This window comes from Actinoplanes oblitus (assembly GCF_030252345.1).
Lineage (GTDB): Bacteria > Actinomycetota > Actinomycetes > Mycobacteriales > Micromonosporaceae > Actinoplanes > Actinoplanes oblitus.
Genome location: NZ_CP126980.1, coordinates 5,476,895 through 5,500,124, shown reverse-complemented (window position 1 = coordinate 5,500,124; position 23,230 = coordinate 5,476,895). Strand labels below are relative to the sequence as shown.

Sequence of the window (23,230 nt, the reverse complement as noted above, 5' to 3'; positions counted from 1 at the left end):
CGCGGGCCATCCGGAACTCCGTCAGCCGGCCACCTTCGAGGTGAACTCGGTGGTGTACGTCTTGCTCAGGTCGACCTGGTCCTTCTTGCCCTTGACGTTCGGGGAGAACTGGCTGAGCACCTCGAGGACGTTCCTGGCGCCCTCCTCCTTCATCAGCCCATCGCCGTTGAACATGCCGGCGCTGTCGTGCACGGCCTTGGCGTACAGCTTCGGGTCACCGGCCGCGTACTCCGCCGGCATCTTGGCGGCGATCTCCTCGGCACTGTGCCCCTTGATCCAGCGCAGCGTCTTGACCAGCGCGTTCGCCAGCTTCTGCACCTGCGCCCGGTGGCCGTCCACCCAGGCGCAGTCCATGTAGAGCGAGCTGGCCGGGTAGAGCCCGCCGAGCGCGGCCCGGGTGCCCTGCTCGGTACGCATGTCCAGCAGGATCTTGCCCTTGCCGGTGGTGAGCAGTTTGGCGGCTGTCGGGTCGGTGGTCATCCCGGCGTCGATCCCGCCGTTGTCGATGGCGGCGATGAACGTCTGCCCGGCGCCGGCCTTGACAGTCGTGTAGTCCGCGCTGGTCAGGCCGCCCTTGGTGGCCAGGTACTGGGTCAGGAAGTCGGTCGACGAGCCGGGACTGGTGACACCCAGCTTGTGTCCCTTGAAGTCCGCCGGACCGGTCAGCGTGGCGGCCTGGCCGGCGGCGACGATCTCCACCTCGCCGGGCACATCGGCGAACTGCACCACCCCGGTGATGCACTTGCCCTTGGTCTGCAGGTCGATGGTGTGGTCGTAGAACCCGACCACACCCTGCACGTCGCCGGCGATCAGCACGTTCTCCGCGTTCGCGCCGGACGGCTCGGTGAGCAGCCGCACGTCCAGGCCTTCGGCGGCGAATCCACCGAGTTGCTCGGTCAGCTTGGCCGGCATGTAGATCACCTTGTCGATCCCGCCGACCATGATCTTGATCGGTCCGGCCGAGGCACCGGACGCGGCGTCGTCGGGGCTGGTGCCACGGCAGCCGGTGAGGGCGAGCGCGGCGACGGCGGTGACAGCGAGGAACTTACGCACGTTGTTCTCCCAGGGATCGGACCGGGGGACGCCAGCGGAGAAGCCGGTTCTCCAGCAGCGTGAGCAGCCACTCGGCGAGCAGCGCGACGACGGTGATGACGATCATTCCGGCGTAGATGCCGGCCGCGTCGAAGGTGCCCTGGGCGTTCGCGATGAGCAGGCCCAGGCCCTTGTCGGCGCCGGCGTACTCGCCGACGACCGCGCCGATCAGCGCGAAGCCGAAGGCGGCGTGCAGCGAGGCGAAGATCCAGCTGGTGGCGCTGGGAACGACGATCGAGGTGAGCACCCGCATCCGCGAGGCGCCCAGGATCCGGGCGTTGTCGACCAGGTTGCGGTCCACCTCGCGGGCGCCCTGGAAGGCGTTGAAGAACACCGCGAAGAAGACCAGTACGACGGCGGTGGCGACCTTGGAGGTCAGGCCGAAACCGAACCAGATGATGAACAGCGACGCGAGCACGATCCGGGGCACCGCGTTGGCCGCCTTGATGAACGGCGCGGCCACCTCGGCGGCGAACCGGGCCCGGCCGAGCAGGATGCCCAGCACCACGCCGGCCACCGCGCCGATCAGGAAGCCGAGCACCGACTCCTCGAGGGTGACCGACAGCTGCGTCCAGACCGATCCGAACGCGGTACCGACGGTGAACCAGTCGGCCAGCCGGTCCGCGATCGCCGACGGCTTGGAATAGAAGAACGGGTCGATCCAGTGGGTCGCGGCCAGCTCCCAGCTGCCGAGCCAGACCACCACCAGAGCACACCGGACAACCCACATTTTGGTACGCCGATTCGCCGGCTTCCGGACCCGCTCGGCGGTGATGTCGGGCGCGACGGTCATCTCAGCCTGCATGGCCGGCCTCCGTCCGGGCGCGGGCGACCTCGTCGCGCAAGCTCTCCCAGATCTCGCGGTAGGTGGCGGTGAACTCGGGCGTCATCCGGATCTCCTCGACGTCGCGGGGACGGTCCAGCGGCACGTCGAAGACCGCCTTGATGGTGGCCGGGCTGGAGGTCATCACCACCACCCGGTCGGCGAGCGCGATCGCCTCCTCCAGGTCGTGGGTGACGAAGATGACCGCCGCGCCGGTGCCCTGCCACAGCCGCAGCAACTCGTCCTGCATCAGCTGGCGGGTCTGGACGTCGAGCGCGCTGAACGGCTCGTCCATCAGCAGGATCCGCGGCTCGTTGACCAGTGTCTGGGCCAGCGCGACCCGCTTGCGCATGCCGCCGGAGAGCTGGTGCGGGTAGTAGGCGGCGAACCTGGCCAGCCCGACCCGCTCGACCCAGACCATCGCCTTCGCCCGGGCCTCGGCCTTCGCCAGCCCCCGGTAGCGCGGACCGGCGGCGACGTTGTCGAGCACCGAGCGCCAGGGCAGCACCGCGTCGGCCTGGAACATGTAGCCGATCCCGTCCGGGATGCCGCGCACCGGCGTCCCGTCCACCTCGACCTCGCCGCTGGACGGCGGTTCGAGGCCGGAGACCAGCGACAACGTCGTCGACTTGCCGCAGCCGGTCGGGCCGACCACGGCGACGAACTCGCCCGCCGCCACGGTCAGAGTGAGGTCCCGGACGGCGGTGTGCGGTTGGCCACCGGTGCCGGGGAAACGCTTGGTCGCGTTCCGCAACGCGATTACCGTCAAGAGAACGCCTCCTAACTGGTACGTCGTCATGGCTGTTGATGGGTCCAGCCGATGCGGAGAACCTAGGAAGGTCGGCCGCCGGCCGGAATCCTTGTGGGCCTTGCGGCGCTAAGCCGCGTTGACCGCGTATTGCGCGTTCTGCTCACCGGCCGGAACGGCCGTCACCGGCGTTACAGTGCCGTCATGCTGCGCCGCCCCGTTCCGTTCGCCTGGCAGGTCATGGCCCTGCAGGTCGGCTTGCTCGTGGTCGTCTTCGGGATGGGCTGCGCGCTGATCGGCTGGCTCTTCGACCGTGAGCTGACCGACCAGTACGGCAGCCGCGCGCTGGCCGTCGCGCACACCCTGGCCGCCGACCCGGCGATCCCGGCGGCCGCCGCGATCGGTGACCCGGGCGGAGTGCTGCCGGCCCGCGCCGAGGCGGCGCAGAAGGCCAGCGGCGCGCTGTTCGTGGTGATCACCGACCGGAACGGGATCCGGCTCGCCCACCCCATTCGGCAGCGTCTGCACGAACCGGTCAGCACCGACCCGTCGGCGGTGCTCGCCGGGCGCGACACGATCAGTGTCGAGCGCGGCACCCTGGGCCTGTCCGCCCGGGGCAAGACACCGCTGCGCGCCGCGGACGGCAGCATCGTCGGCGAGGTCAGCGTCGGCTTCCGGGCCTCGGACATCAGCGAGTACATGTGGCAGCAACTGGGCGTCGCCGGCATCGTCGCCGGATGCGCGCTGCTGCTCGGCGTGGCCGGGTCGGCGCTGCTCAGCCGCCGTCTCAAGCGCCTGACCCTGGGCCTGGAACCGGCCGACCTGGCCGAGCTGGTCCGGGAACGCGAAGCGGTGCTGCGCGGCATCAGCGAAGGTGTGCTGGCAGTCGACGCGACCGGCCGGGTCACCGTGTGCAACCGGGAGGCGGTACGGCTGCTCGGCACCGCACCGGAGCCGGGCACCCCGGTCACCGCGGCCGGCCTGCCACCCGGGCTGGTCGCCGTCTTCGAGCGGCGTGCGGCGGACAACGAGATCACCGTGGCCGGCGACCGCGTACTGGTGGTCAACTACCGCGAGGTCCGCCGGGACGGCCGTGACCTGGGCGGCGTGCTGACCCTGCGGGACCGTACCGACCTGGAGAACGTGACCCGCGAGCTGGACTCGGTGCGCACCCTCAGCAACGCGCTGCGCGCCTCGCGACATGAGTTCGCCAACCGGCTGCACGTGCTCTCCGGCCTGCTGCAGAACGACCACCGCGACGAGGCCCTGGAATATCTGCACGCCGTCGCGGGCGGGGCGATCGCCGCAGCCGGTCCGGTCGGCGCCGTCGACGACCCGTACCTGCAGGCGTTCGTCGCCGCCAAGACCGCCGAGGCGGCCGAGCGCGACGTACGCCTGGCGCTGTCCGACACCAGCTGGGTCGGCACCCGGGTGACCGCGCCGGTGGAGGTGACCACGGTGCTCGGCATCCTGGTCGACAACGCCCTGGAGGCGGCCCGCCGCGGTGGCCGCCGACCGGCCTGGGTCGATCTGGCGCTGCTCTCCGACGACGACGCCCTGCACATCTCGGTGGTCGACTCCGGCGACGGGGTCGCCGCGGACCTCGGCGAGACCGTCTTCACGGCCGGCGTCACCACCTGCGGCGAACAGGGCAGGGGACTCGGGCTGGCGCTGGCCCGGCAGGCCGCCCGGCAGCTCGGCGGCGACGTCGGGTTGAGCGCCCCGGCCGGCGACGGGCACGGCGCGGTGTTCGAGGCGCGACTCCCGCACGCCCTGGTGGCGGTCACCCCGTGATCCGGGTACTGGTGGTCGAGGACGACTTCCGGGTCGCCCAGGTGCACGTCGGCTTCACCGCCCGCGCGGACGGCTTCGCCGTGGCCGGCACCGCGCGGACCGCCGCCGAGGCCCGAGAGTTCCTGGCCGCCCAGCCGGTGGACCTGGTGCTGCTGGACAGCTACCTGCCGGACGAGCCGGGCCTGGACCTGCTGGCCGAGCTGAGCGTCGACACGATCATGCTGACGGCCGCGTCGGACACCGCGTCGGTGCGGCTGGCACTGGCGCGCGGGGCGCTGAACTACCTGGTCAAGCCGTTCACCGCGGAACAGCTGGGCGACCGGCTGGCGGCGTACCGAAGGTATCGTGGCGCGCTGGCCGGTAACCGCGACCTGGGCCAGGAGGAGATCGACCGGGTGTGGCGGCTGCTGCACGAGGGCGACCGGCCCAGTGTGCCGAAAGGCCAGTCCGCGGTCACCGTGCACCTGGTCAGCCAGGCCCTGCGGCAGGCGAGCCAGCCACGCACGGCCGCCGAGATCGCCGATGAACTGGGCATCTCCCGGGCCACCGCGCAGCGCTACCTGGCCGCTCTGGCTCGCGACGGCGTGGCCGAGATGCGCCTGCGCTACGGCAGCACCGGCCGCCCGGAACACCGCTACCGCTGGCTGGCCGCTCGCTGACCGGGACGGGTCCGACGGAGATCCGGCGATGACCGCCACGGCGGCGCGGCACGGGTAAGCGGGCGGTAAGCGGGCCGGCCGAGCATCGGCGAAGCACACCACCGACGCCGCCGTCCGAAAGGAGCCTTCCACCGTGCTACGCCGGCTTCTCCTGGTACCACTGCTCGTGCTCCCACTCGTACCGAAAAATGCGGTCGCGGCCGTGCCGATCAAGACCGACACGGTCGGGGTTTTCCGGTCCTCCGACCGGAATGCCTATCTGCGCACCTCGCTGGGGCCGGGCAACGCCGACGTCCAGCCGTTCCCGGTGGGCGCGAGCGGCGACGTCCCGGTCGTCGGTGACTGGGACGGCGACGGTGTCGACAGCCTGGGCTTCTTCCGGCCGTCGGATCGGACCTTTCACCTGCGCAACACGCTCGACGCGGGCGGTCCGTCCGATCTCGCGTTCTCGGTGGCCGATTTTGCTCAGTCCGGTGACGTCCCGCTGATCGGTGACTGGGACGGTGACGGCCGCGACGGCATCGGCGCCTACCGGCCCGCGGACCGGACCTTCCGGCTGCGTGACGCGCTGAGCGCGGGCGGCGCGGACGTCAGTTTCGGGTACGGCACCGCCGGCGACACCCCGATCGCCGGGGACTGGAACGGCGACGGCCGGGACACGGTCGGCGTGTTCCGGCCGTCGACCGGCGCGATGTTCCTGCGCGACTCGCTCGGCTCGGGGGCCGCTGACCGCTCCTTCGACCATGTCCGGATCGACCCGGGTGACCTGCCGATCGTGGGGGACTGGGACGGTGACGGCACGGACACCACGGGGGCCTACAAGCCGTCGACGCGTACGGTCACCGTGCTGGCGGGCAACACCGCGACCGCCGCGGTGACCGCGTCCTACCGGTACGGCGGTGCCGGCGACCGGCCGCTGGCCGGCGACTTCACGCTCGACACCGCCGCACCGGACCCGGCGCGGCTGGCCAAGGTGTACGGCTTCTACGCCGATCCGGACGCGCATCCGGACGCGTGGCTGGCGGCGCACCCGGACGACTCGCGGGCGCCGGCGATCCGGGCGGCGATGGCGCGCCGGCCCGGAGCACACTGGTTCGGCAGCTGGAGCGGCGACATCGCCGAGGCGGTCGACGACTACGTGAGCGCCGCGGCGGCGGTGCGCAAGGTGCCGATCCTGGTGGCCTACGACATTCCCGGCCGGGACTGCGGGGGTGCGTCCAGCGGCGGGGCGGGCAGCCCGGCGGCGTACCGGGAATGGATCAGCGATTTCGCGGCCGGCGTGGGGGACCGGCCGGCGATCGTGGTGATCGAGCCGGACGCCCTCGCCCAGGCCGATGCCGGGTGCATGCCCGACCCCGACGATCTGCGGACGCGGTTCGATCTGGTGCGGTATGCGATCGAGCAGTTCGGCGGGCGGGCGTGGGCGTACGCGGACGGTGGGAACGCCCATTGGGTGCCGCCGGCGACGATGGCCGACCGTCTGCGGCGCGCCGGTGTCGCCGAGGCGCACGGGGTCGCGGTGAACGTGTCGAACTTCTTCACCACGGCCGAGTCCACGTCCTACGCCGAGCAGGTGCGGGCCGGCACCGGCAAGCCCTATCTGATCGACACCAGCCGTAACGGCAACGGCGGGCAGCCGGGTAAGTGGTGCAACCCGGTCGGCGCCAAGCTCGGCGCGCCGTCGCGGGTCGATGGCGCCACCGGGCCCGAGCTCACGCTGTGGGTCAAGGTGCCCGGCGATTCCGACGGGGCCGACGCGTCCTGCGGCCACGGCTCGGACATTCCGGCCGGCACGTTCTCGCCGGACCTGGCCACCCACCTGATCAACGGGGACTGACCGGTACCGGAAACTGCCGGCGTCGACGACGCCGGCAGTTTCCGGTCCGTGGAGCACCGGTTACGGTCATTCCCGCGGGCGATCCGTGCCCTCGGGATCGTCGTCGAAGGACAGCGAAAGTGTGCTGTGGTAAGCGCCGCCGGGGCCGCCCGTCGCGTCCGCGAACCGGTCCACCGGCTCTTGGCCTTCGGGCCAGAACCTGACCGCGCGATAGGGCCATCCGTCCTGGCCCGGGCTTTCCCATTCGAGCCGGACCGATTGGCCGGCGGTGAAGCTGACGTAGCCCGAGACGGCGGCCTGCGAGAAAAGCGCCCAGCATCCGCCGGGTGTCCGCGGGGAATCGATGACGCCCCAGCCCTCGTCGTCGTTCCACTCCCGGATCGTGCCGATGACAGTCACGCCACACCCTAACTTCCGGCGGAAACCGTCGGGCGAGAGCTGGTGGCTCAGGCCAGGGAGGTGCTTCGGGTACGCGGTCCGGGCCGACCGGGCCCGCCGGACGCGTCCCGACGCGAAGATCCTGGTGGGCGGCCGGTTCCATCGAACGCCGGATCCCCGCGCGCAGGCGGGTGAGACTAGGCGGGTGAGGTCGCGAAGGATCGCGGTGGCGCTGGCGGCGGTACTGTCGGTGACGGCGTGTGCGGGCCCTGCCGGGAAGCCTGCCACGGGACCGGTTCCGTCGGCGACCGCGTTGCCCCCGGGGTGGCGGTGGGAGTCGTACGGCGGGATCGAGGTGGGGGTGCCCGCCGCATTCGGGTATGACAACGGCAGCCAGCGGCTGGGCCAGTGGTGCGTCGGGCAGCGGCGGGCGAACGCCGGCTCACCGCCCGTGGTGGGCCGCCCCGGGATCTCCACCGCGGCCGGGTGCCCGGAGAGCGTGGACGTCGCCGACACCGGGCCGGTGGTGTCCCTGGAACGGGACCTGGGCGAGCCTTCCGACGGGGTGACGCGAAGCGGCGACCGGACGACCGTGCGGCTGCGTGGCGTGGCGGTGGTTGTGCAGGTGGGGGAGGACCTGCGGGAACGAATCGCGAGCACGGTACGGGTGGTCGACGGCGTCGACCACCACGGCTGCCCGGTGCGGCATCCGGTCACGGAGAATCCCGGGTACCGGCCGGTGCGGGCGCCCGCCGGGGACGCGGTCACGTCGGTGTCGGCGTGCCGGTACCCGCTGGCGGCGGACGAGTCGATCATCTCCTCGTTGCGGCTGGACGGGGCGGCCGCACAACGGGCGCTGGCCGCGGTCCGCGCCGAGCCGGTCGGCGGCGGTCCGGACGAGCCGCAGAACTGCGCGCCGGAGGCTTCCTACGGCGACGAGGTGGTCGTGCTGCTGGCCGGGGGTGGTGAGGTGGTGGTGCGCTACTCCGGCTGCGACCACCGGGGCTTCGACGACGGCCGGACCGTGCGACGCCTGGGCCTCGCCACCGCGAAACTGTTCCTGACCGGCGCGAACACTGTGTTCGCGGGTGCCGGTGTGGCGCTGCTTCCCGGCGAGTAGCCGGCGGCAGGGTCTTGATCGAGGAGCGATGCGAACCAGTCTCGATGCCGGTGTCGATGGGGACTGTCCGGGACAGGAGAACTGCCGGCGTCATCGACGCCGGCAGTTCTCTGCGCGGGATGGGGCTGTCAGCAGTTGTCGAGGATGGCGGGCTCGTCGTAGCTGTAGGTGCCACCCCAGACCTTGACGTCGCTGCCGTAGACGTAGGCGATCATCCCGACCGGGTAGTAGATGTCGTAGTGGTAGGCGCCGTCGTCCGCGCCGCCCTGGTCCTTGTAGTCGATGTAGGAGCACGGCGACGCGATGGGCGCCGGCCAGATGCGCAGGCGGGCGGTGACACCGTCGGCCCTCTTGTCGGCGACGATGAGGTGCTTGCGCCCGTTGCCGTAGGGGTCGCTGTAGAAGGTGATCTTGTAGTCGGCCTGCCGGATGCCGACCACGTCGTGGTGCCGGAACTCGGTCACCGAGGCGTACGCGCCGGATCCGGTGGCGGCCAGGAAGCCGATGGTCGCCGTCACGGCGGCCGCGCCGGCCCGGATGATTCGTGCGATGGTCATCTGTCGTCTCCCTCGTGTGTCAGCCCCAGGCGCCGTGCAGCGGCACCTGGTCGGCGGTGAATCCGGTGAAGGTGATGTCGGCGTCGCCGCCGCCCTGGGCGTTGGCGAGCAGGAACTGGGTGGTCGCCGGGCGGAACACGGCCGGCGTGTCGGTGCGGTTGCCGTCCCAGTCACCGACGAACGGCTGGTCGCCGGCGCGTCCGTACACGTAGGTGTAGTCGGTGTCGCCGCCGCCGAGGGTGTTCGTGAGGGTGAATCGGGAGGTGGCGGGGTCGTAGTAGCCGATCGAGTCTTTGCCGTCGCCGTTCCAGTCGCCGGCGAGCGGGATCAGGTTGGTGTTGTCGGGGCCGAAGGAGAACGCGTAGGTGGAGGAGCCTTCGCTGAGGGCGTCGCGTAGGTGGAAGGTGCCGTCGGAGGGGCGGTAGATGCCGACGGAGTCTTTGCCGTCGCCGTTCCAGTCGCCGGCGAGGGGCAGGTCGGTGGGCAGGCCGGAGGCGAACGCGTAGTCCGAGGTGCCGCTGGTCAGGTCGTTGGACAGGTGGAAGGTGCCGGAGTCGGTACCCGGCCGGAACACGCCGACGGAGTCCTTGCCGTTGCCGTCCCAGTCCCCGGTGACCGGGAGGTCGCCGACCGCGCCGTACTGGAAAGCCCACCGGGAGTTGCCTGCCGCGTTCGCGGCCAGCAGGTGGAACGAGTGACCGGACGGGTCCCAGACCCCGACCAGGTCCCCGCCGCCCGCGCCGTTGGCCAGGGCCCGCAACGCGGCGAGGTCGCCGTTGAACCGGTTGTGGTCGGTGGCCGCCGGGATACCGGCGACGGTGGCGTTGTCGGTGTACTGCCACATGGTCCACTTGCTCCAGCCGACCGGCAGCCGTGGCGCGGCGGCGGTCGTGTAGTGCGCGACCTGCAGCGGGTACGACCCGAACGCGGTGCTGTTGACGTTGGCGTCCCAGAAGCCGGGGCTCACGTAGATCATCGGTTTGCGCCCGGTGAGCCGTTGCACCTCGGTGAGCCAAGTCTGGATCCAGGTGCGTAGCGCCGCCTGGCCGAGACCACCGGTCTCCTCCAGGTCGAGGATCGGCGGCAGCTGGTTGCGCTCGCGCAGCGTGCCGGTCACCGAGATGTAGTAGCGGGCCTCGTTGAGCGCGTCGTTCGCGGCACCGCTCGGGCGCGCGTAGTGGTACGTCCCCCGGATACCGCCCTTGGCCTGCAGCTTCGTCCAGTCGCCGCGGAACGTCGGGCTGGTGTAGTCGGCGTCCTCGGTGGCCTTGACGATCGCGAAGCTCTGCGAGGCGTACACCGTGTCCCAGTTGACCGCCGCGCCGTTCGGGTGCTGGTAGCTGGAGATGTCCGGGCCGACCAGGTAGCCGGCGGCGGACGCCGGCTGGGTCACGGCCAGTGCGCCGAGCAGCGCGGCGGCGGTGAGCGCCGCGGCGAGCCGGGCCCTCACCGGTCGTCCCAGTCGCCGGCGACCGGTGTCATGCCGGCGCTGAATCCGGTGAAGGTGATGGTGGCGTTGCCGGCGCCGTGGCTGTTCTTGAGCAGGAATTGGGTGGTGTCCGGCCGGTACAGGCCGGGGGTGTCGGTGCCGTTGCCGTCCCAGTCACCTATCACCGGCTGGTCGCCGGCGCGTCCGTACACGTAGGTGTAGTCGGCGTCGCCGCCGCCGAGCGTGTTCGTGAGGGTGAATCGGGAGGTGGCGGGGTCGTAGTAGCCGACGGAGTCTTTGCCGTCGCCGTTCCAGTCGCCGGCGAGCGGGATCAGGTTGGTGTTGTCGGGGCCGAAGGAGAATGCGTAGGTGGAGGAGCCTTCGCTGAGGGCGTCGCGTAGGTGGAAGGTGCCGTCGGAGGGGCGGTAGATGCCGACGGAGTCTTTGCCGTCGCCGTTCCAGTCGCCGGCGAGGGGCAGGTCGGTGGGCAGGCCGGAGGCGAACGCGTAGTCCGAGGTGCCGCTGGTCAGGTCGTTGGACAGGTGGAAGGTGCCGGAGTCGGTACCCGGCCGGAACACGCCGACGGAGTCCTTGCCGTTGCCGTCCCAGTCCCCGGTGACCGGGAGGTCGCCGACCGCGCCGTAGGTGAACGCCCACGTCGAGTTCCCGGCGGCGTTCGCGCCGAGCAGGTGGAACGAGTGACCGGCCGCGTTCCACATACCCACCGTGTCGACCGGCTTGGCGGGCGAGTTGCGGCTGGTCAGCGTCTTGCCCTGGACGGCGGAGTCGTACAGCGAGCCGCCGTACTCCTGGAACGCCATCTTGATCGAGTAGCGGTTGCCGCAGTTCTCCGCCTTGAAGTCCAGGTGGGCGCCGCTGACGTTGCCGGTGGCGCCGGAGATGCCGACGATCTGGGCCTGCGTGACGCTCTGCCCCTCGACCACCTTGCGCGAGGACAGGTGCGAGTAGCGGGTGCACTCGCCCCACGGATGCTTGATGACGACGGTGTTGCCCCAGCTGTCCGCCGAGTAGTACGACGCGTAGACGACGCCGGGGGCGGACGCCACGACGGTGCTGCCGCTGGGCATCGCGAAGTCGACCGCATAGCGCACGTACTCGCTGCCGTTGTGGCTGAACGAGCCGTCCCAGCCCTGGGTCACCCGATAGCTGACACCCGCCGGGAACGGCAGGTAGTAGGCCTTGGTGGCGGCCTCCGCGCGGGGCACCGCCACCGCTGTCGCCACCGCTGCGACGGCCAGCACCACGGCCGTCCTTCCGATCGTGAGTAGCACGCCGGTTCCCTTCCCTCGACATCGGCGGTCGGGAATGAGCAAGCCACGGCGGGCTTTCCGCACGCTTACCGCCGCGCGAAAGCGGTCGGTAAGCGGGCTCCGGCCACCGTGGTGGCGCGCGTCGACCGGCGCGTCACCCCCTGCGGGGAAGGACGAGAATGAAACGCACCCTGACGCTGACGCTGGCGGCCACCATGGCCGCCGTCACCGTCCCGACGCCGGCCCGGGCCGAGCCGGGCATGGGCGTCGCCGCCGCGGCGGCGTACGCGACGATCACCTGCGGCGGCACCAAGGCGATGGACACCGCGCTGGCCACCGGCCTCAACCCGAAACTCAACGGCAAGCTGCGCGGCTACCTGACCGGTTACCGGATGTCGTGCGCGCGGCGCATCGTCGAGACGGTCCGCGCCCGCGGCCTGGCCAAGCGGGCCGCCGCGATCGCGGTGACCACGGCGATCGTCGAGTCGACGCTGGAGAACATCAGCGAGGCCGTCGACCACGACAGTCTCGGGCTGTTCCAGCAGCGGGCCTCCTGGGGTACCGCGTCGCAGCGGCTCGACCCGGTCTGGGCCACCAACGCGTTCCTGAACAAGATGGTGCGGCTCTATCCGAACAACTCCTGGAACAACACCGCCAACTCGATCGGGCAGATCTGCCAGGACGTGCAGGTGTCCGCCGTCCCGACCGCGTACCAGGCGCAGGCGTCGGACGGCAGCACCATCGCGTACAACATCTGGGACGCCCTCAACACCCCGCCCGCCAAGCCGGTCGACACGGTGGGTATGTGGAACGCGGCCGGTCACTCGTTCCACCTGCTGGCCGCGAACGCGGCAGGCAACTCCCGGTGGGCTTTCCAGTACGGCGCGGTCGGCGATCTCCCGGTCACCGGGGACTGGGACGGCAACGGCAAGGACTCCGTCGGCGTGTTCCGGCCGGGTACCGACTCCGGCACCTTCCACCTGTCCAACGACCTGACCAGCGGCACCTCGGACTACGCGTTCGCCTCCGGCCTGCCCACCGACCTGCCCCTCGCCGGCGACTGGAACGGCGACGGCAAAGACTCCGTCGGCATCTACCGCCCCTCCGACGGCACCTTCCACCTACGCGACGCCCTCAGCGAAGGCTCCTCCACCTACGCATTCTCCTTCGGCCCCGACAACACCAACCTGATCCCGCTCGCCGGCGACTGGAACGGCGACGGCAAAGACTCCGTCGGCTACTACGACCCCGCCACCTCCCGATTCACCCTCACGAACACGCTCGGCGGCGGCGACGCCGACTACACCTACGTGTACGGACGCGCCGGCGACCAGCCAGTGATAGGTGACTGGGACGGCAACGGCACCGACACCCCCGGCCTGTACCGGCCGGACACCACCCAATTCCTGCTCAAGAACAGCCACGGCGCCGGCAACGCCACCATCACCTTCACCGGATTCAGCGCCGGCATGACACCGGTCGCCGGCGACTGGGACGACCGATGAGGGCCCCGCTGACCGCCGCCCTGACCGCCGTCGTGCTGTGCACCGGGAGCGCCGTCGCGGTGACCCCGGCGCGGGCCGCGGTCACCTCCTACATCCGCGTCAACCAGGTCGGCTACCCCGCCGACGGGCCGAAGGTAGCCTTCCTGCTCGGCGGCACGGCCCAGGCCGGCAGCACGTTCCAGGTGGTCGACACCACCGGCACACCAAGGCTTTCCGGTACGGTCGGCGCGAACCTCGGCTCGTGGAACAGTTCGTACTCCGCTGTCGCCCCGATCGACTTCTCGTCGCTGCGGGCCGCCGGCCGGTACAGCATCAAGGTCGCCGGCGTGACCACCTCGCCCACGTTCGGCATCGGCACCCCGGACGGCCTGTACGCCCCGGTCTCCGCCACCATGACGAGGTTCTTCCAGGCCAACCGGGACGGGGCGGACGTGCTGCCCGGCGTGCTCGACCGCAAGCCGGCACATCTGGCCGACGCGTCGGCGAACGTCTACAAGACGCCGACGTTCGACAAGAACGGCGCGATCGTCGGCGCGCTCACCAAGGCGGGCACCGCCACCGTCGACGTGGCCGGTGGCTGGTTCGATGCCGGCGACTACCTGAAATTCACCCACACCACCGCGTACGCCCTGGACACGCTGCTGGTCGCGCAGCGCTCCGGGGCACCCGACACGACCCGGGCCGCCGAGATCGACTTCGGGCTCGGCTGGCTCGACAAGATGTGGGACGACACCACCAACGTGCTGTACGCCCAGGTCGGCATCGGCAGCGGCGAGCAGAACCAGAAGTACTACGGCGACCACGACTCGTGGCGGCTGCCCGAGCAGGACGACACCGTCACCGACCCGGCCGGCACCGGGCAGTACTACCAGCGGTACCGGCCGGTGTTCCGGGCCAACGAGCCGGGCGCGAAACTGAGCCCGAACCTGGCCGGGCGGGTCGCCGCCGCGTTCGCGCTGGCCGCCCAGGTGCACGCGAGCAGCGACCCGGCCCGCGCCCGCACCGAGCTCGCCAAGGCCGCCGCGATCTACGGCATCGCGAAGACCACCTCGGTCGGCGAGCTGGTCACCGCGTTCCCGCACGACTACTACGGCGAGGACGCCTGGACCGACGACATGACGCTGGGCGCCGTCGAGCTGCACCTGGCCGCCAAGGCGCTCGGCGACGCCCGTGCCACGACCTGGCTGAGCCAGGCGGCCCAGTACGCCGGGCAGTACCTGGCCGGCGACTACCGCGACACGCTCAACCTGTACGACGTCAGCTCGCTGGCCCACGCCGACCTGATCACCGCGATCGGCTCCACCACCGGTCTCGCGGTCACCCCGGCGCAGCTGACCGGCTCGTTGGAGGAGCAGCTCGACGCGGGTGTCGCGCGGGCCGCCGCCGACCGGTTCCGGGCCGGCGCCGTCTACAGCGACTACGACTCGACGTCGCACACGCTCGGCCTGATCGCCCAGGCCGTCCGGTACCGGGACGTCACCGGCAGCACCAGGTACGCGACGTTCGCCCAGCAGCAGGCGAACTGGATCCTCGGCGGGAACCCGTGGGGCACCTCGCTGATCGTCGGCGTCGGCACGACGTACCCGAAATGTCCGCACCACCAGGTGGCGAACCTGGCCGGAAGCCTCACCGGCGGCGGCGACGTGCTGGCCGGCGCCGCTGTCAACGGCCCGAACGGCACCGCCACCTTCGAGGACTTCGAGTCCAGCGACGCCGGGCGGGCGTGCCCGGCCGACGGTGTCGACCACTACGCCGCCTTCAACGGCAACGGCGCCCGTTACCTGGACAACTACGACGCGTGGATGAGCAACGAGCCGGCGATCGACTTCGCCTCGACCGGCGCGCTCGCGTTCAGCCTGCTCGGCCGCGGGCCGGGCAGCGGCGACGGCCCCGCGGCGCACACCGACACCATCGGGGTGTTCCGGCCCGCCGACCACAAGGCGTATCTGCGCACCAGCCTGACCGCCGGCAACAACGACGTGCCGGCGTTCGCTGTCGGATCCGGCTCGCAGGTGCCGGTGATCGGCGACTGGGACGGCGACGGCATCGACGGCTGGGGCTACTTCGACCCGGCCGACCGGTCGTTCCACCTGCGGGACGCGCTGAGTGCCGGCGGGTTCGACATCGAGTTCACCGCGGCGTACGCGGCCGCCGGTGACGTGCCGATCGCCGGGGACTTCGACGGGGACGGCCGGGACACCGTCGGCACCTGGCGGCCGGGTGACCAGACGGTGCGGTTGCGCAACACCAGCACGGCCGGCGCGGCCGAGGTGAGCCAGGCGTTCGGCAAGTCGACAGGCACCCCGCTGACCGGGGACTGGGACGGCGACGGCAGTGACAGCCTGGGCTACTACGACCCGGCCGACCGGTCGTTCCATCTGCGCAACGCGCTGACCGGCAGCGGCGGCTCGGACTACGCGCTGGTGTACGGCGCGGCCGGCGACGTGCCGGTGACCGGTGACTGGGACGGCGACGGCCGCGACACCATCGGTGTGCGGCGGCCGTCGACCAAGGAGTTCCTCCTGCGCGACAGCAACTCCAGCGGGGACGCCGACGTGCATGTGGCGTACGGCGTCACCACCGACCGCCCGATGGTCGGCGACTGGAAGTGATCACGCCCGGCGCTCAGGGCGTGTACAGGGCGCGGTATTTCGCCACCTCGTCGGTGTAGTGCCGCCACTTCGGAGCGATGCCGCCGGCCTGGACGACGCTGGTCGCCGAGGACCGGTAGGCGGCCGCCAGCAGCAGCCCCCGGTCACCCGGCACCGTCCGGAGCCTCTCGGCCTGGAAGCACAGCAGGCGGCCCATCGGCGGGATGGACATCTCCGGTGGGAACGGGGGCTTCGGCGGCACCGGGGGCGGGCTGCCCGGCAGATAGCCGGCGAGCACGCTCGGGGTCCAGCGGGCGATGCCGTACTCGTCCTTGGCCGGGTCGCTCAGGTTGGGGTCGAAGTCGCTCTCCACCTTGAGCATCGCGGCGATCAGCGGCGGGTTTAGCCCGGGAGCGTCGCAGGCGGTACCGGCCGCGACGATCAGCCCGCGGTACTGCTCGGGGATGCCGACCCCGTGCTTGAGCAAGTCGTCGCCCGGGAAGCGGGACGACGTGGGGGAGGGGGAGTCGTGCTGCCGGACCGTCAGCGTGGTTGCCGTGGCGGCGCCGCCGAGCACCAGCACCGCGGCGCCGGCCGCGACCAGCCGCCGCTGCCGCGACCGGCGCCGGCGCGGGACCGGCTGCTCGCGCATCCGGGCCAGCAGCTCGGCGGCGGTGTGCTCGGAGCGCTGCGCGTGGCTCGGGGCGAGGCAGTCGCGGATGATCGCCCGCCACGGCGCCGGCACGCCGTCCGGGAAGGGCAGCTCGGCACCGGTCTCGGCGTACTCGGCGGCGGCCAGCGCCCAGGCCCGCTGGCCTCCGCCGGCGAACGGGAACTCGCCGGTGAACGCCTGGTAGGCGAGCACGCCGAGGGCCCAGATGTCGGCGGTGGTGCGTACCGCGATGCCGCGCTCGCCGAGGCGTTCGGTCCAGTACTCCGGCGGCAGGTAGCCGGACGAGCCGATCGGCGGCAGGTAACCGTGGGTGCCCTCGATCTCGGCGGTCAGCCCGAAGTCGGCCAGGCGCACCGAGCCGTCGTCCATCAGCAGCACGTTCGCCGGCTTCAGGTCGCCGTGGATCCAGCCGTTCTGGTGCATGTGGGCGAGCCCCTCACACACCTGGGTGACCAGGACCGCGGCCTCCGGCAGCGGCCGGCCCGGGTGCTCGCGCAGCAGATCGGCCAGGGACCGGCGGGCGCGCTCCATCACGATCACCGCGGCGCCGTCCAGGGCCGGGGTCCGCGGGTCCTCGACGACAAGCGTCTGGTAGCAGCGGATCAGCCGGTCGTGCCCGTCCCCGCTGTGGAACCGCACCTCCCGGCCGGCCATCGCGGCCAGGTGACCGAGCTGCCGGGTCGTGACCGTCCCGGTCGGCAGGAACTTGAGCGCCGCCCGGGCCGGCAGGTCGTCGCCACCGGCGTCGACCAGGCGGGCGTCGTACACGCTGCCCCAGCTCCCGGTGGCGATCCCGCCGGTGACCTCCCACCCGCCGACGCGGTAGCCGGTGGGCACCTCGACCGACCACGCGGCCGGCTCCGGACCGCTCATCCGACTCCCGCCCTCGCCGGCAGCAGCCGCAGGTGCTCCTCGCGTACCAGATTGAATCGCAGGGCCAGCGACACCAGCGCGGCCCGCTTGGTGTCCAGGCGTTTCGGCCCGTCCACCGGGTCCTGCTTGACCCGCAGCTTGGTGCGGGCCAGGTAGTCGATGTGGAAGTTGACAGCGGCGACCGTCAAGTCCGCGCACGAGGGCAGCGGGCGCAGCCGGGCGACGACCTGCTCGACGGTGGGGATGGCGACGTGCGAGCGGTCGCGTAGCCGTGGCTCGCAGAGCGCGACCAGGACCAGGAAGTACTTGGCGGACTCGTCGAGGGGGAACGCCGTCAGGGTGCCCTCGCCGGTCGGCGCCGCGACGGCGGTGCGGTCCAGGTGGGTGTGCATCGGCGCGAAGACGCTGAACCTGACGAAGTCCAGCCCGGCCGGCAGCACCACCCGGGAGATCTCGAACGGGATCGGGGCGGCCAGGCGGCCCGGCACGATCTTCACGTGCTCGCCGGCGCCCTCCGGGTTCTCCACCACGTACGTCTTGTCGGTGCTCAGATTGCTCAGCAACCAGTGGTCGGCGCGCGCCTCGATCTCCCCGGCCAGCCGCGGGACCCCGGGGTGGGCCAGCCGCACGTCCACCGCGATCCCCGGCGCGCCCCGCCCGAACCGGGCCCGGCCACCTGGCCGCAGTGCCACCTTCGCGCCGTCCCCGTCCGCGACGTGGATGAGCACGGTCTCCATCAGTTCACCGCCCCACAGCCGTGCAAATGCCATCGAAGGCCGCAGTGTACATACGGCATTGTCTATCAACCTCCCGCCACCCTCGGCCCCTCCCTAAGACCACGCAGGACCGCCGCACCGGGGTCACGTGTGTCAATGGGTACGAGTTCGCTGTGACCCTCCGGGAGCCCGCCATGATGAACACGTACGCCCAGGCAGACCTGCGTTTCGGGGTGCTCGGACCGCTCGCGCTGTGGTACCCCGGCGGTCACCGGGGCCTGACCGCGCCGAAACTTCGCGGACTGCTCACCCTGCTGTTGCTCGACGGCCAGCCGGTGCCGCCCGCCCGGGTCCGCGCCGTCCTGGACGAGGACGAACGCTGGCGCGACAGCGCCGGGCCGATGCACGTGGCGATCCACCGCCTGCGCCGCTGGCTGGATCGGCACGGCGGCCACCGTCTCGAGCTGGAACCGGGCGGCTACCGGCTGATCCTGGCCGGCGGTGAGGTCGACGCCGCCCGCTTCGGCCGGCTGGTGGAGTCCGCCGCCGGCGCCGCCGACGCGGCCGAGCGGACCGAGCTGCTCGTCGCGGCGCTGGCGCTGTGGCGCGGCCCGGTCGGGATGGACGCGCCGGCCGCGGTGCGCCGGCAGTACGCGGCCCGCCGGCTGGAGCGGCTGCGCCGGCAGGCGACCCTGGACCTGGCCGCGGCGGCCCGGGAGGCCCGGCTGTCCGGGCGGGCGCTGCCGCTGATCGAGCCGGTGGCTACCGAGTCACCGTACGACGAGCAGGTGCGCGCCGCGTTCGCCCTGTCGCTGGCGGCCTGTGGTCTGAAGGCCGAGGCCCTCGACGTGATCGAACAGACCCGGCACACCCTGGCCGCCGAGCTGGGTCTCGACGCCGGCCCGCACCTGTGCGACGCCCAGCTGCGCATCCTGCGCGCCTGAGCCGGTCCACTGTCTCCGCCGGTGGGCAGGGCTGCGTGCACGTACTGGCATGGATCGATAGTGTGTGGCGAATGCGAAAGCCAACCCTGACGGGAGCACTGATCGCGGCCGCCGTCGCGGTGGGCCTGGTGACCGGGTCCACTCCGGCGAACGCGATAGCCAACGGCGAAGAAGTCCCGATCGGCGAGTACGCGTTCTCGGTCAAGCTGACGATGACCGGCATCCCCACCTCGACCGGCGGGAAACGCAACAGCGGCTGCTCCGGCGCGCTGGTCTCGGCCCGATGGATCATCACGGCCGGGCACTGTTTCCGCGATGCGACGGGCACCCGGGTCGAGTACCCGGTCGCCGACCTCACCACGGCCGCCGTCGGCCGTACCGACGTCACCGACACCAGCCGCGGCTACCTGCGTACCGTGGTCGCGGTCCGGCAGTCGCCGACCGCTGACGTCGCCCTGGCCGAGCTCGACGAGCCGGTCCGTGACATCCGCCCGATCAAGCTCGGTAACCACCCGCCGGCCGTCGGCGATGTCGTCCGGCTCACCGGCTACGGCTCGCTGACCAGCACCAATCCGGCGCCGGTCAACCGGCTGCGGACCGGTCAGCTGTCGGTGGCCGAGCTGAGCGACTCGGTGATCGGCTTCCACGGGTACGCCCCGCAGGCGGACACCACGCCGTGTCCCTACGACTCGGGCGGCCCCTACTTCGTCGAGGGGAAGGGCCGGCCGAGGCTGGTGGCGGTGGTCAGCAACGGTCCCAGCTGCCCGCACACCCAGGTGGAGAACGGCGCACGTACCGACAACATCACCAGCTGGATCACCAGCGTGATCCACGGGAAGTAGGCAGCGGACGGTGAGGGCGGCCCGGATGATGTCCGGACCGCCCTCGGCGCCGCGGGATCAGGTGTTGTTGGCCAGGGCGACCAGCCGGGTCCGGTCGCCGTTGAAGTAGTCACGGTCGACAGCGCCGCTGATGCCCGGCACCGATCCGCCGGCGGTGTACTGCCAGAACGTGTAGTACGGCGCGCCGGCGGGCAGGGTGCCGGGAGCGCTCGCCCAGCGGGCGATCCAGAGCGGGCTGGTGGACCACGGGCATGGGTGGGACGCGATGCTCGGCCGCGCGATGCCGTCTCATCGGTGCAGCCGCTGCCTGGTCGGCTCGGCCGGGCGCCCCAACGGGGAAATCTTGGCACCCTACGGAGTGCATGCCGCCCGTCGCGCATTGCGTCGAAATCTGCGTCGTTTTAGTGTCGGCGGCACTTTCATCGCGTCGAACTCAGAGGTGCTTGCCGATGTCCATCACCGATGTCACACCTCCGTTGCGGGTGAAGGGCGCCAAGCGCGTCATCGGCGTCGCCGCCATCGAGCATCAGTTGACCCGGCAAGCGGGCTTGGCCGACGTCGAGATCGATCTACGAGGTGTGGGTCTGCTCGGTGCCGAGGCGGTCGCGGTCCTGCTGTGCGCCCATTTCAAGCTGCACCAGCAGGGTCGCCGGCTACGGGTCAGCGGATGCCCTCCGCAAGCGGAACGGTACCTTCGGACGTGCGGTTTCTTCGATCTGCCGCCGACTCCGGCGAGCCAGGAGGCCGCGTAGATCGCCGGCCCGCGCGGCGCAGGCGGGTGCACGTCCACCGGCACGCGACGGCGCGGGCGATCGGCGATTGGCAAGCGGCGCGCGGGTGGGCCCGGCACTGCCGCCGAACGGCGTCCGCCCGGTCAGCGGCGTAGTGCTGACCGAGAAGATCTCCCGCGTTCGTGTTACGCCTCTCCCCGCCAGGAGGTCTCCACCGCGAACGCCCGGCATGCCCGGGCCGGGTGGAGGGAGAGCTGTGCTGAACCATGCGGGGCTCACCGCGCCGGCTTCGGCAGCCGCCGCATCCGGGTCCAGCCGTCCCAGCCACGCTCGCGCATCAGCTCGCGCAGCCGCTCGGCGCGTTTGTCGGCCGCGTCGGCGAGGTCGTCCAGCAGCGCGTACGACGTGTCGTCGCGCTCCTCGGCGGCGGCGTCGAGCCCACCGGCGGCCTCGGCGTCCTCGGCGAGCTCGACCAGCAGGCCGGCGGCCTCCCTCAGCAGCGCGTCGTCGGTCTCCGCGGTTTCCATCAGCGCCGACAACACCCGGTAGAGCCGGACCAGCCGCGGGTCCTCGAGCTGGGCGAACTTGCTCGGGATCCAGTCCAGTACTTGGTCGGGCCAGCGGGCCGCGACCAGGATCCAGCCGTCCCGCTCGCCGGCCAGGACCCGTTCGGACGCCCCGATCTCGCGCAGCCGGTCCAGGTAGGCGACGATCGGCTGTGGCAGCACCAGGCTGTCGCCGGCGACGAGCTGCGCGACCTGCCGGCGGCTGCGCTCCAGCCGGTCGATCTCGTCGCGGAGGCGGCTGTCGATCCCGGCGATCGCCTCGGCGAAGTCCGCCGGGCCGGCGGCGAGCATGTCGGCGATCCGGCCCAGCGGTACCCCGGCGTCGGCGAGCGTGCGGATCTTGATGAGCGCGACCACGGCCGGCGCGCCGTACCTGCGGTAGCCGGAGGCGTCGCGTTCCGGCTCCGGCAACAGGCCGATCTGGTGGTAGTGCCGCACCGCCCGTACCGTGACGCCGGCGTACGCGGCCAGTTGCCCGATGGTCAGCATGGCCCGATCCTGGCTCAGCCGACCCGGCGGCGGTAGGTCAGCCCGGCGAGGGCGACGGCCGCCACGAGGATGCCGGCGCACCAGGCCAGCGCGGTCCAGATGCCCGAGCCGACCGGCTGCCCGAGGAACAGGGCCCGCAGACTGTCGACGATGGAGGTCACCGGCTGGTTCTCGGCGAAGGCCCGGACCGGGCCGGGCATCGACTCGGTGGGCACGAACGCCGAGCTGACGAACGGCAGGAAGATCAACGGGTACGCGAACGCGCTCGCGCCGTCCACCGAACTCGCGGTGAGACCGGGGATGACGGCGAGCCAGGTCAGCGCGAGGGTGAACAGCACCAGGACGCCGGCGACCGCGAGCCAGCCGAGCACGCCCGCCTGCGCCCGGAAACCCATGACCAGGGCGGCGACCAGTACCACCACCAGGGAGATCAGGTTGGCGACGACCGAGGTCAGCACGTGTGCCCACAGCACCGCGGAGCGGGCGATCGGCATGGACTGGAACCGTTCGAAGATGCCGCTCCGCAGGTCCAGGAACAGCCGGTAGGCGGTGTAGGAGATCCCCGAGGCGATCGTGATGATCAGGATGCCGGGCAGCAGGTAGTTGACGTACTTGCCGGTGCCGGCCTGGATCGCGCCACCGAGGACGTAGACGAACAGCAGGAGCATGGCGATCGGGGTGATGGCCGTGGTGATGATGGTGTCCGGGCTGCGCGCGATGTGGCGCAGCGAACGGCCCAGCAGGACGGCGGTGTCGCTGAGGAAGTGGCGGTTCATCGCTGCTCTCCGTTCGGGGTGGCGCCGACCAGGCTGAGGAAGACGTCCTCGAGGGTGGGCTGTTTCTCGACGTATTCGACCTTGGCCGCGGGCAGCAGTGCGCGCAGCTCGTCGAGGGTGCCGTCGACGAGGATCCGGCCCTCGTGCAGGATCGCGATCCGGTCGGCCAGGTGTTCGGCCTCGTCGAGGTACTGCGTGGTGAGCAGCACTGTCGTGCCGCCCGAGGCGAGCTCCTGAACGGCCCGCCACACCTCCAGACGGGCCTCCGGGTCGAGTCCGGTGGTGGGCTCGTCGAGGAAGATGATCGGCGGCGTGCCGACCAGGCTCATCGCGATGTCCAGCCGGCGGCGCATCCCGCCGGAGTAGGTGCCCACCCGGCGGGCGCCCGCCTCGGTCAGGGAGAACCGGCGCAGCAGGTCGTCCGCGAGCGTGCCGGCGTTCCTGAGGTGCCGCAGCCGGGCGACCATGATCAGGTTCTCCCGGCCGGTGAGGATCTCGTCGACCGCCGCGAACTGGCCGGTGAGGCTGATCGACTGGCGGACGTCGGCGGCCTGCCCGGCCACGTCGAACCCGTTCACCCGCGCGCTTCCGGAGTCCGCCTGGAGCAGGGTGGACAGGATCTTCACCAGGGTGGTCTTGCCGGCGCCGTTCGAGCCGAGCAGGGCGAAGATGCTTCCCCGCGCCACGTCGATGTCGACGCCGCGGAGCACGTGCGACTGTGTGAAGGATTTCGTCAGGCCGCGTACCTGGATCGCGGTGCGGTCATCCGCCGGTGGGGTGCTCATGCCGGTCAGCATCGAGGGTTGACGCTGCGTC

21 protein-coding genes are annotated in these 23,230 nt (G+C 71.6%); 9 read left to right on the top strand and 12 right to left on the bottom strand.

Annotated features, from left to right (window positions below):
• Positions 1–21: 21 nt before the first annotated feature.
• From Actob_RS24845 to Actob_RS24835, 3 genes are read right to left on the bottom strand one after another with little or no spacing between them, the layout of a single operon-like run.
• A complete protein-coding gene (locus Actob_RS24845) occupies positions 22–1,053 on the bottom strand; it encodes an ABC transporter substrate-binding protein (RefSeq protein WP_284914212.1) in 1,032 nt (343 codons plus the stop codon).
• Positions 1,046–1,897 (bottom strand): ABC transporter permease, encoded by an 852-nt coding sequence (locus Actob_RS24840; RefSeq protein WP_284914211.1) that lies wholly within the window; start codon positions 1,895–1,897, stop codon positions 1,046–1,048. The genes Actob_RS24845 and Actob_RS24840 overlap by 8 nt, the downstream gene beginning before the upstream one ends.
• A complete protein-coding gene (locus Actob_RS24835) occupies positions 1,887–2,684 on the bottom strand; it encodes an ABC transporter ATP-binding protein (RefSeq protein ID WP_284914210.1) in 798 nt (265 codons plus the stop codon). Before Actob_RS24835 ends, Actob_RS24840 begins: the two co-directional genes overlap by 11 nt.
• Positions 2,685–2,867: 183 nt before the next feature.
• Between Actob_RS24835 and Actob_RS24830 the strand changes: the two genes are divergently transcribed.
• The 3 genes from Actob_RS24830 to Actob_RS24820 all read left to right on the top strand — a co-directional run bounded on the left by Actob_RS24830 (position 2,868) and on the right by Actob_RS24820 (position 6,953).
• Entirely contained in the window at positions 2,868–4,457 is a 1,590-nt protein-coding gene (locus tag Actob_RS24830; protein ID WP_284914209.1) for a sensor histidine kinase, read from the top strand.
• Positions 4,454–5,116, top strand: coding sequence for a response regulator (locus tag Actob_RS24825; protein WP_284914207.1), 663 nt, complete (start codon positions 4,454–4,456; stop codon positions 5,114–5,116). Before Actob_RS24830 ends, Actob_RS24825 begins: the two co-directional genes overlap by 4 nt.
• A 202-nt stretch (positions 5,117–5,318) precedes the next feature.
• On the top strand, positions 5,319–6,953 hold the full coding sequence (locus Actob_RS24820; protein ID WP_284914206.1) for a glycoside hydrolase family 6 protein: 1,635 nt from the start codon (positions 5,319–5,321) through the stop codon (positions 6,951–6,953).
• 66 nt (positions 6,954–7,019) lie between these two features.
• Here Actob_RS24820 and Actob_RS24815 read toward each other — a convergent pair whose 3' ends face one another.
• The gene (locus Actob_RS24815) at positions 7,020–7,352 is read right to left on the bottom strand and encodes a cold shock domain-containing protein (protein ID WP_284914205.1); all 333 of its coding nucleotides are present in this window, start codon (positions 7,350–7,352) and stop codon (positions 7,020–7,022) included.
• A gap of 340 nt (positions 7,353–7,692) precedes the next feature.
• Between Actob_RS24815 and Actob_RS24810 the strand changes: the two genes are divergently transcribed.
• Positions 7,693–8,451, top strand: coding sequence for a hypothetical protein (locus Actob_RS24810; RefSeq protein ID WP_284914204.1), 759 nt, complete (start codon positions 7,693–7,695; stop codon positions 8,449–8,451).
• A gap of 128 nt (positions 8,452–8,579) precedes the next feature.
• On the opposite strand, the gene Actob_RS24805 is transcribed toward Actob_RS24810, so the two are convergent.
• Genes Actob_RS24805 through Actob_RS24795 form a run of 3 tightly spaced genes read right to left on the bottom strand, consistent with a single transcriptional unit; the run spans position 8,580 to position 11,699 of the window.
• Positions 8,580–9,008 (bottom strand): hypothetical protein, encoded by a 429-nt coding sequence (locus Actob_RS24805; protein ID WP_284914203.1) that lies wholly within the window; start codon positions 9,006–9,008, stop codon positions 8,580–8,582.
• Between the two features lie 19 nt (positions 9,009–9,027).
• A complete protein-coding gene (locus Actob_RS24800; protein ID WP_284914202.1) occupies positions 9,028–10,458 on the bottom strand; it encodes a glycoside hydrolase family 25 protein in 1,431 nt (476 codons plus the stop codon).
• Positions 10,455–11,699, bottom strand: a complete 1,245-nt coding sequence (locus tag Actob_RS24795; protein ID WP_284914201.1) for a M23 family metallopeptidase — start codon at positions 11,697–11,699, stop codon at positions 10,455–10,457. The genes Actob_RS24800 and Actob_RS24795 overlap by 4 nt, the downstream gene beginning before the upstream one ends.
• 188 nt (positions 11,700–11,887) lie before the next feature.
• Between Actob_RS24795 and Actob_RS24790 the strand changes: the two genes are divergently transcribed.
• Positions 11,888–13,213 (top strand): hypothetical protein, encoded by a 1,326-nt coding sequence (locus Actob_RS24790; RefSeq protein ID WP_284914200.1) that lies wholly within the window; start codon positions 11,888–11,890, stop codon positions 13,211–13,213.
• Positions 13,210–15,825: a glycoside hydrolase family 9 protein gene (locus Actob_RS24785; protein WP_284914199.1), complete on the top strand. Its 2,616-nt coding sequence runs from the start codon at positions 13,210–13,212 to the stop codon at positions 15,823–15,825. The genes Actob_RS24790 and Actob_RS24785 overlap by 4 nt, the downstream gene beginning before the upstream one ends.
• Before the next feature lie 13 nt (positions 15,826–15,838).
• On the opposite strand, the gene Actob_RS24780 is transcribed toward Actob_RS24785, so the two are convergent.
• Together Actob_RS24780 and Actob_RS24775 are read right to left on the bottom strand one after the other, a co-directional pair.
• The gene (locus tag Actob_RS24780; protein WP_284914198.1) at positions 15,839–17,350 is read right to left on the bottom strand and encodes a serine/threonine-protein kinase; all 1,512 of its coding nucleotides are present in this window, start codon (positions 17,348–17,350) and stop codon (positions 15,839–15,841) included.
• Positions 17,347–18,120 (bottom strand): FHA domain-containing protein, encoded by a 774-nt coding sequence (locus Actob_RS24775; RefSeq protein ID WP_284914197.1) that lies wholly within the window; start codon positions 18,118–18,120, stop codon positions 17,347–17,349. Before Actob_RS24775 ends, Actob_RS24780 begins: the two co-directional genes overlap by 4 nt.
• 119 nt (positions 18,121–18,239) lie before the next feature.
• Here Actob_RS24775 and Actob_RS24770 point away from each other — a divergent pair, with 119 nt between their 5' ends.
• The 3 genes from Actob_RS24770 to Actob_RS24760 all read left to right on the top strand — a co-directional run bounded on the left by Actob_RS24770 (position 18,240) and on the right by Actob_RS24760 (position 20,604).
• On the top strand, positions 18,240–19,010 hold the full coding sequence (locus tag Actob_RS24770; protein ID WP_284914196.1) for an AfsR/SARP family transcriptional regulator: 771 nt from the start codon (positions 18,240–18,242) through the stop codon (positions 19,008–19,010).
• Between the two features lie 71 nt (positions 19,011–19,081).
• Positions 19,082–19,852: a S1 family peptidase gene (locus Actob_RS24765; protein ID WP_284914195.1), complete on the top strand. Its 771-nt coding sequence runs from the start codon at positions 19,082–19,084 to the stop codon at positions 19,850–19,852.
• Positions 19,853–20,301: 449 nt separating this feature from the next.
• Positions 20,302–20,604, top strand: a complete 303-nt coding sequence (locus Actob_RS24760; protein WP_284914194.1) for an STAS domain-containing protein — start codon at positions 20,302–20,304, stop codon at positions 20,602–20,604.
• Between the two features lie 254 nt (positions 20,605–20,858).
• On the opposite strand, the gene Actob_RS24755 is transcribed toward Actob_RS24760, so the two are convergent.
• From Actob_RS24755 to Actob_RS24745, 3 genes are read right to left on the bottom strand one after another with little or no spacing between them, the layout of a single operon-like run.
• Entirely contained in the window at positions 20,859–21,638 is a 780-nt protein-coding gene (locus Actob_RS24755; protein WP_284914193.1) for a MerR family transcriptional regulator, read from the bottom strand.
• A 14-nt stretch (positions 21,639–21,652) separates the two neighbouring features.
• Positions 21,653–22,414, bottom strand: coding sequence for an ABC transporter permease (locus Actob_RS24750; RefSeq protein WP_284914192.1), 762 nt, complete (start codon positions 22,412–22,414; stop codon positions 21,653–21,655).
• Entirely contained in the window at positions 22,411–23,211 is an 801-nt protein-coding gene (locus Actob_RS24745; RefSeq protein ID WP_284922382.1) for an ABC transporter ATP-binding protein, read from the bottom strand. The genes Actob_RS24750 and Actob_RS24745 overlap by 4 nt, the downstream gene beginning before the upstream one ends.
• Positions 23,212–23,230 lie beyond the last annotated feature (19 nt).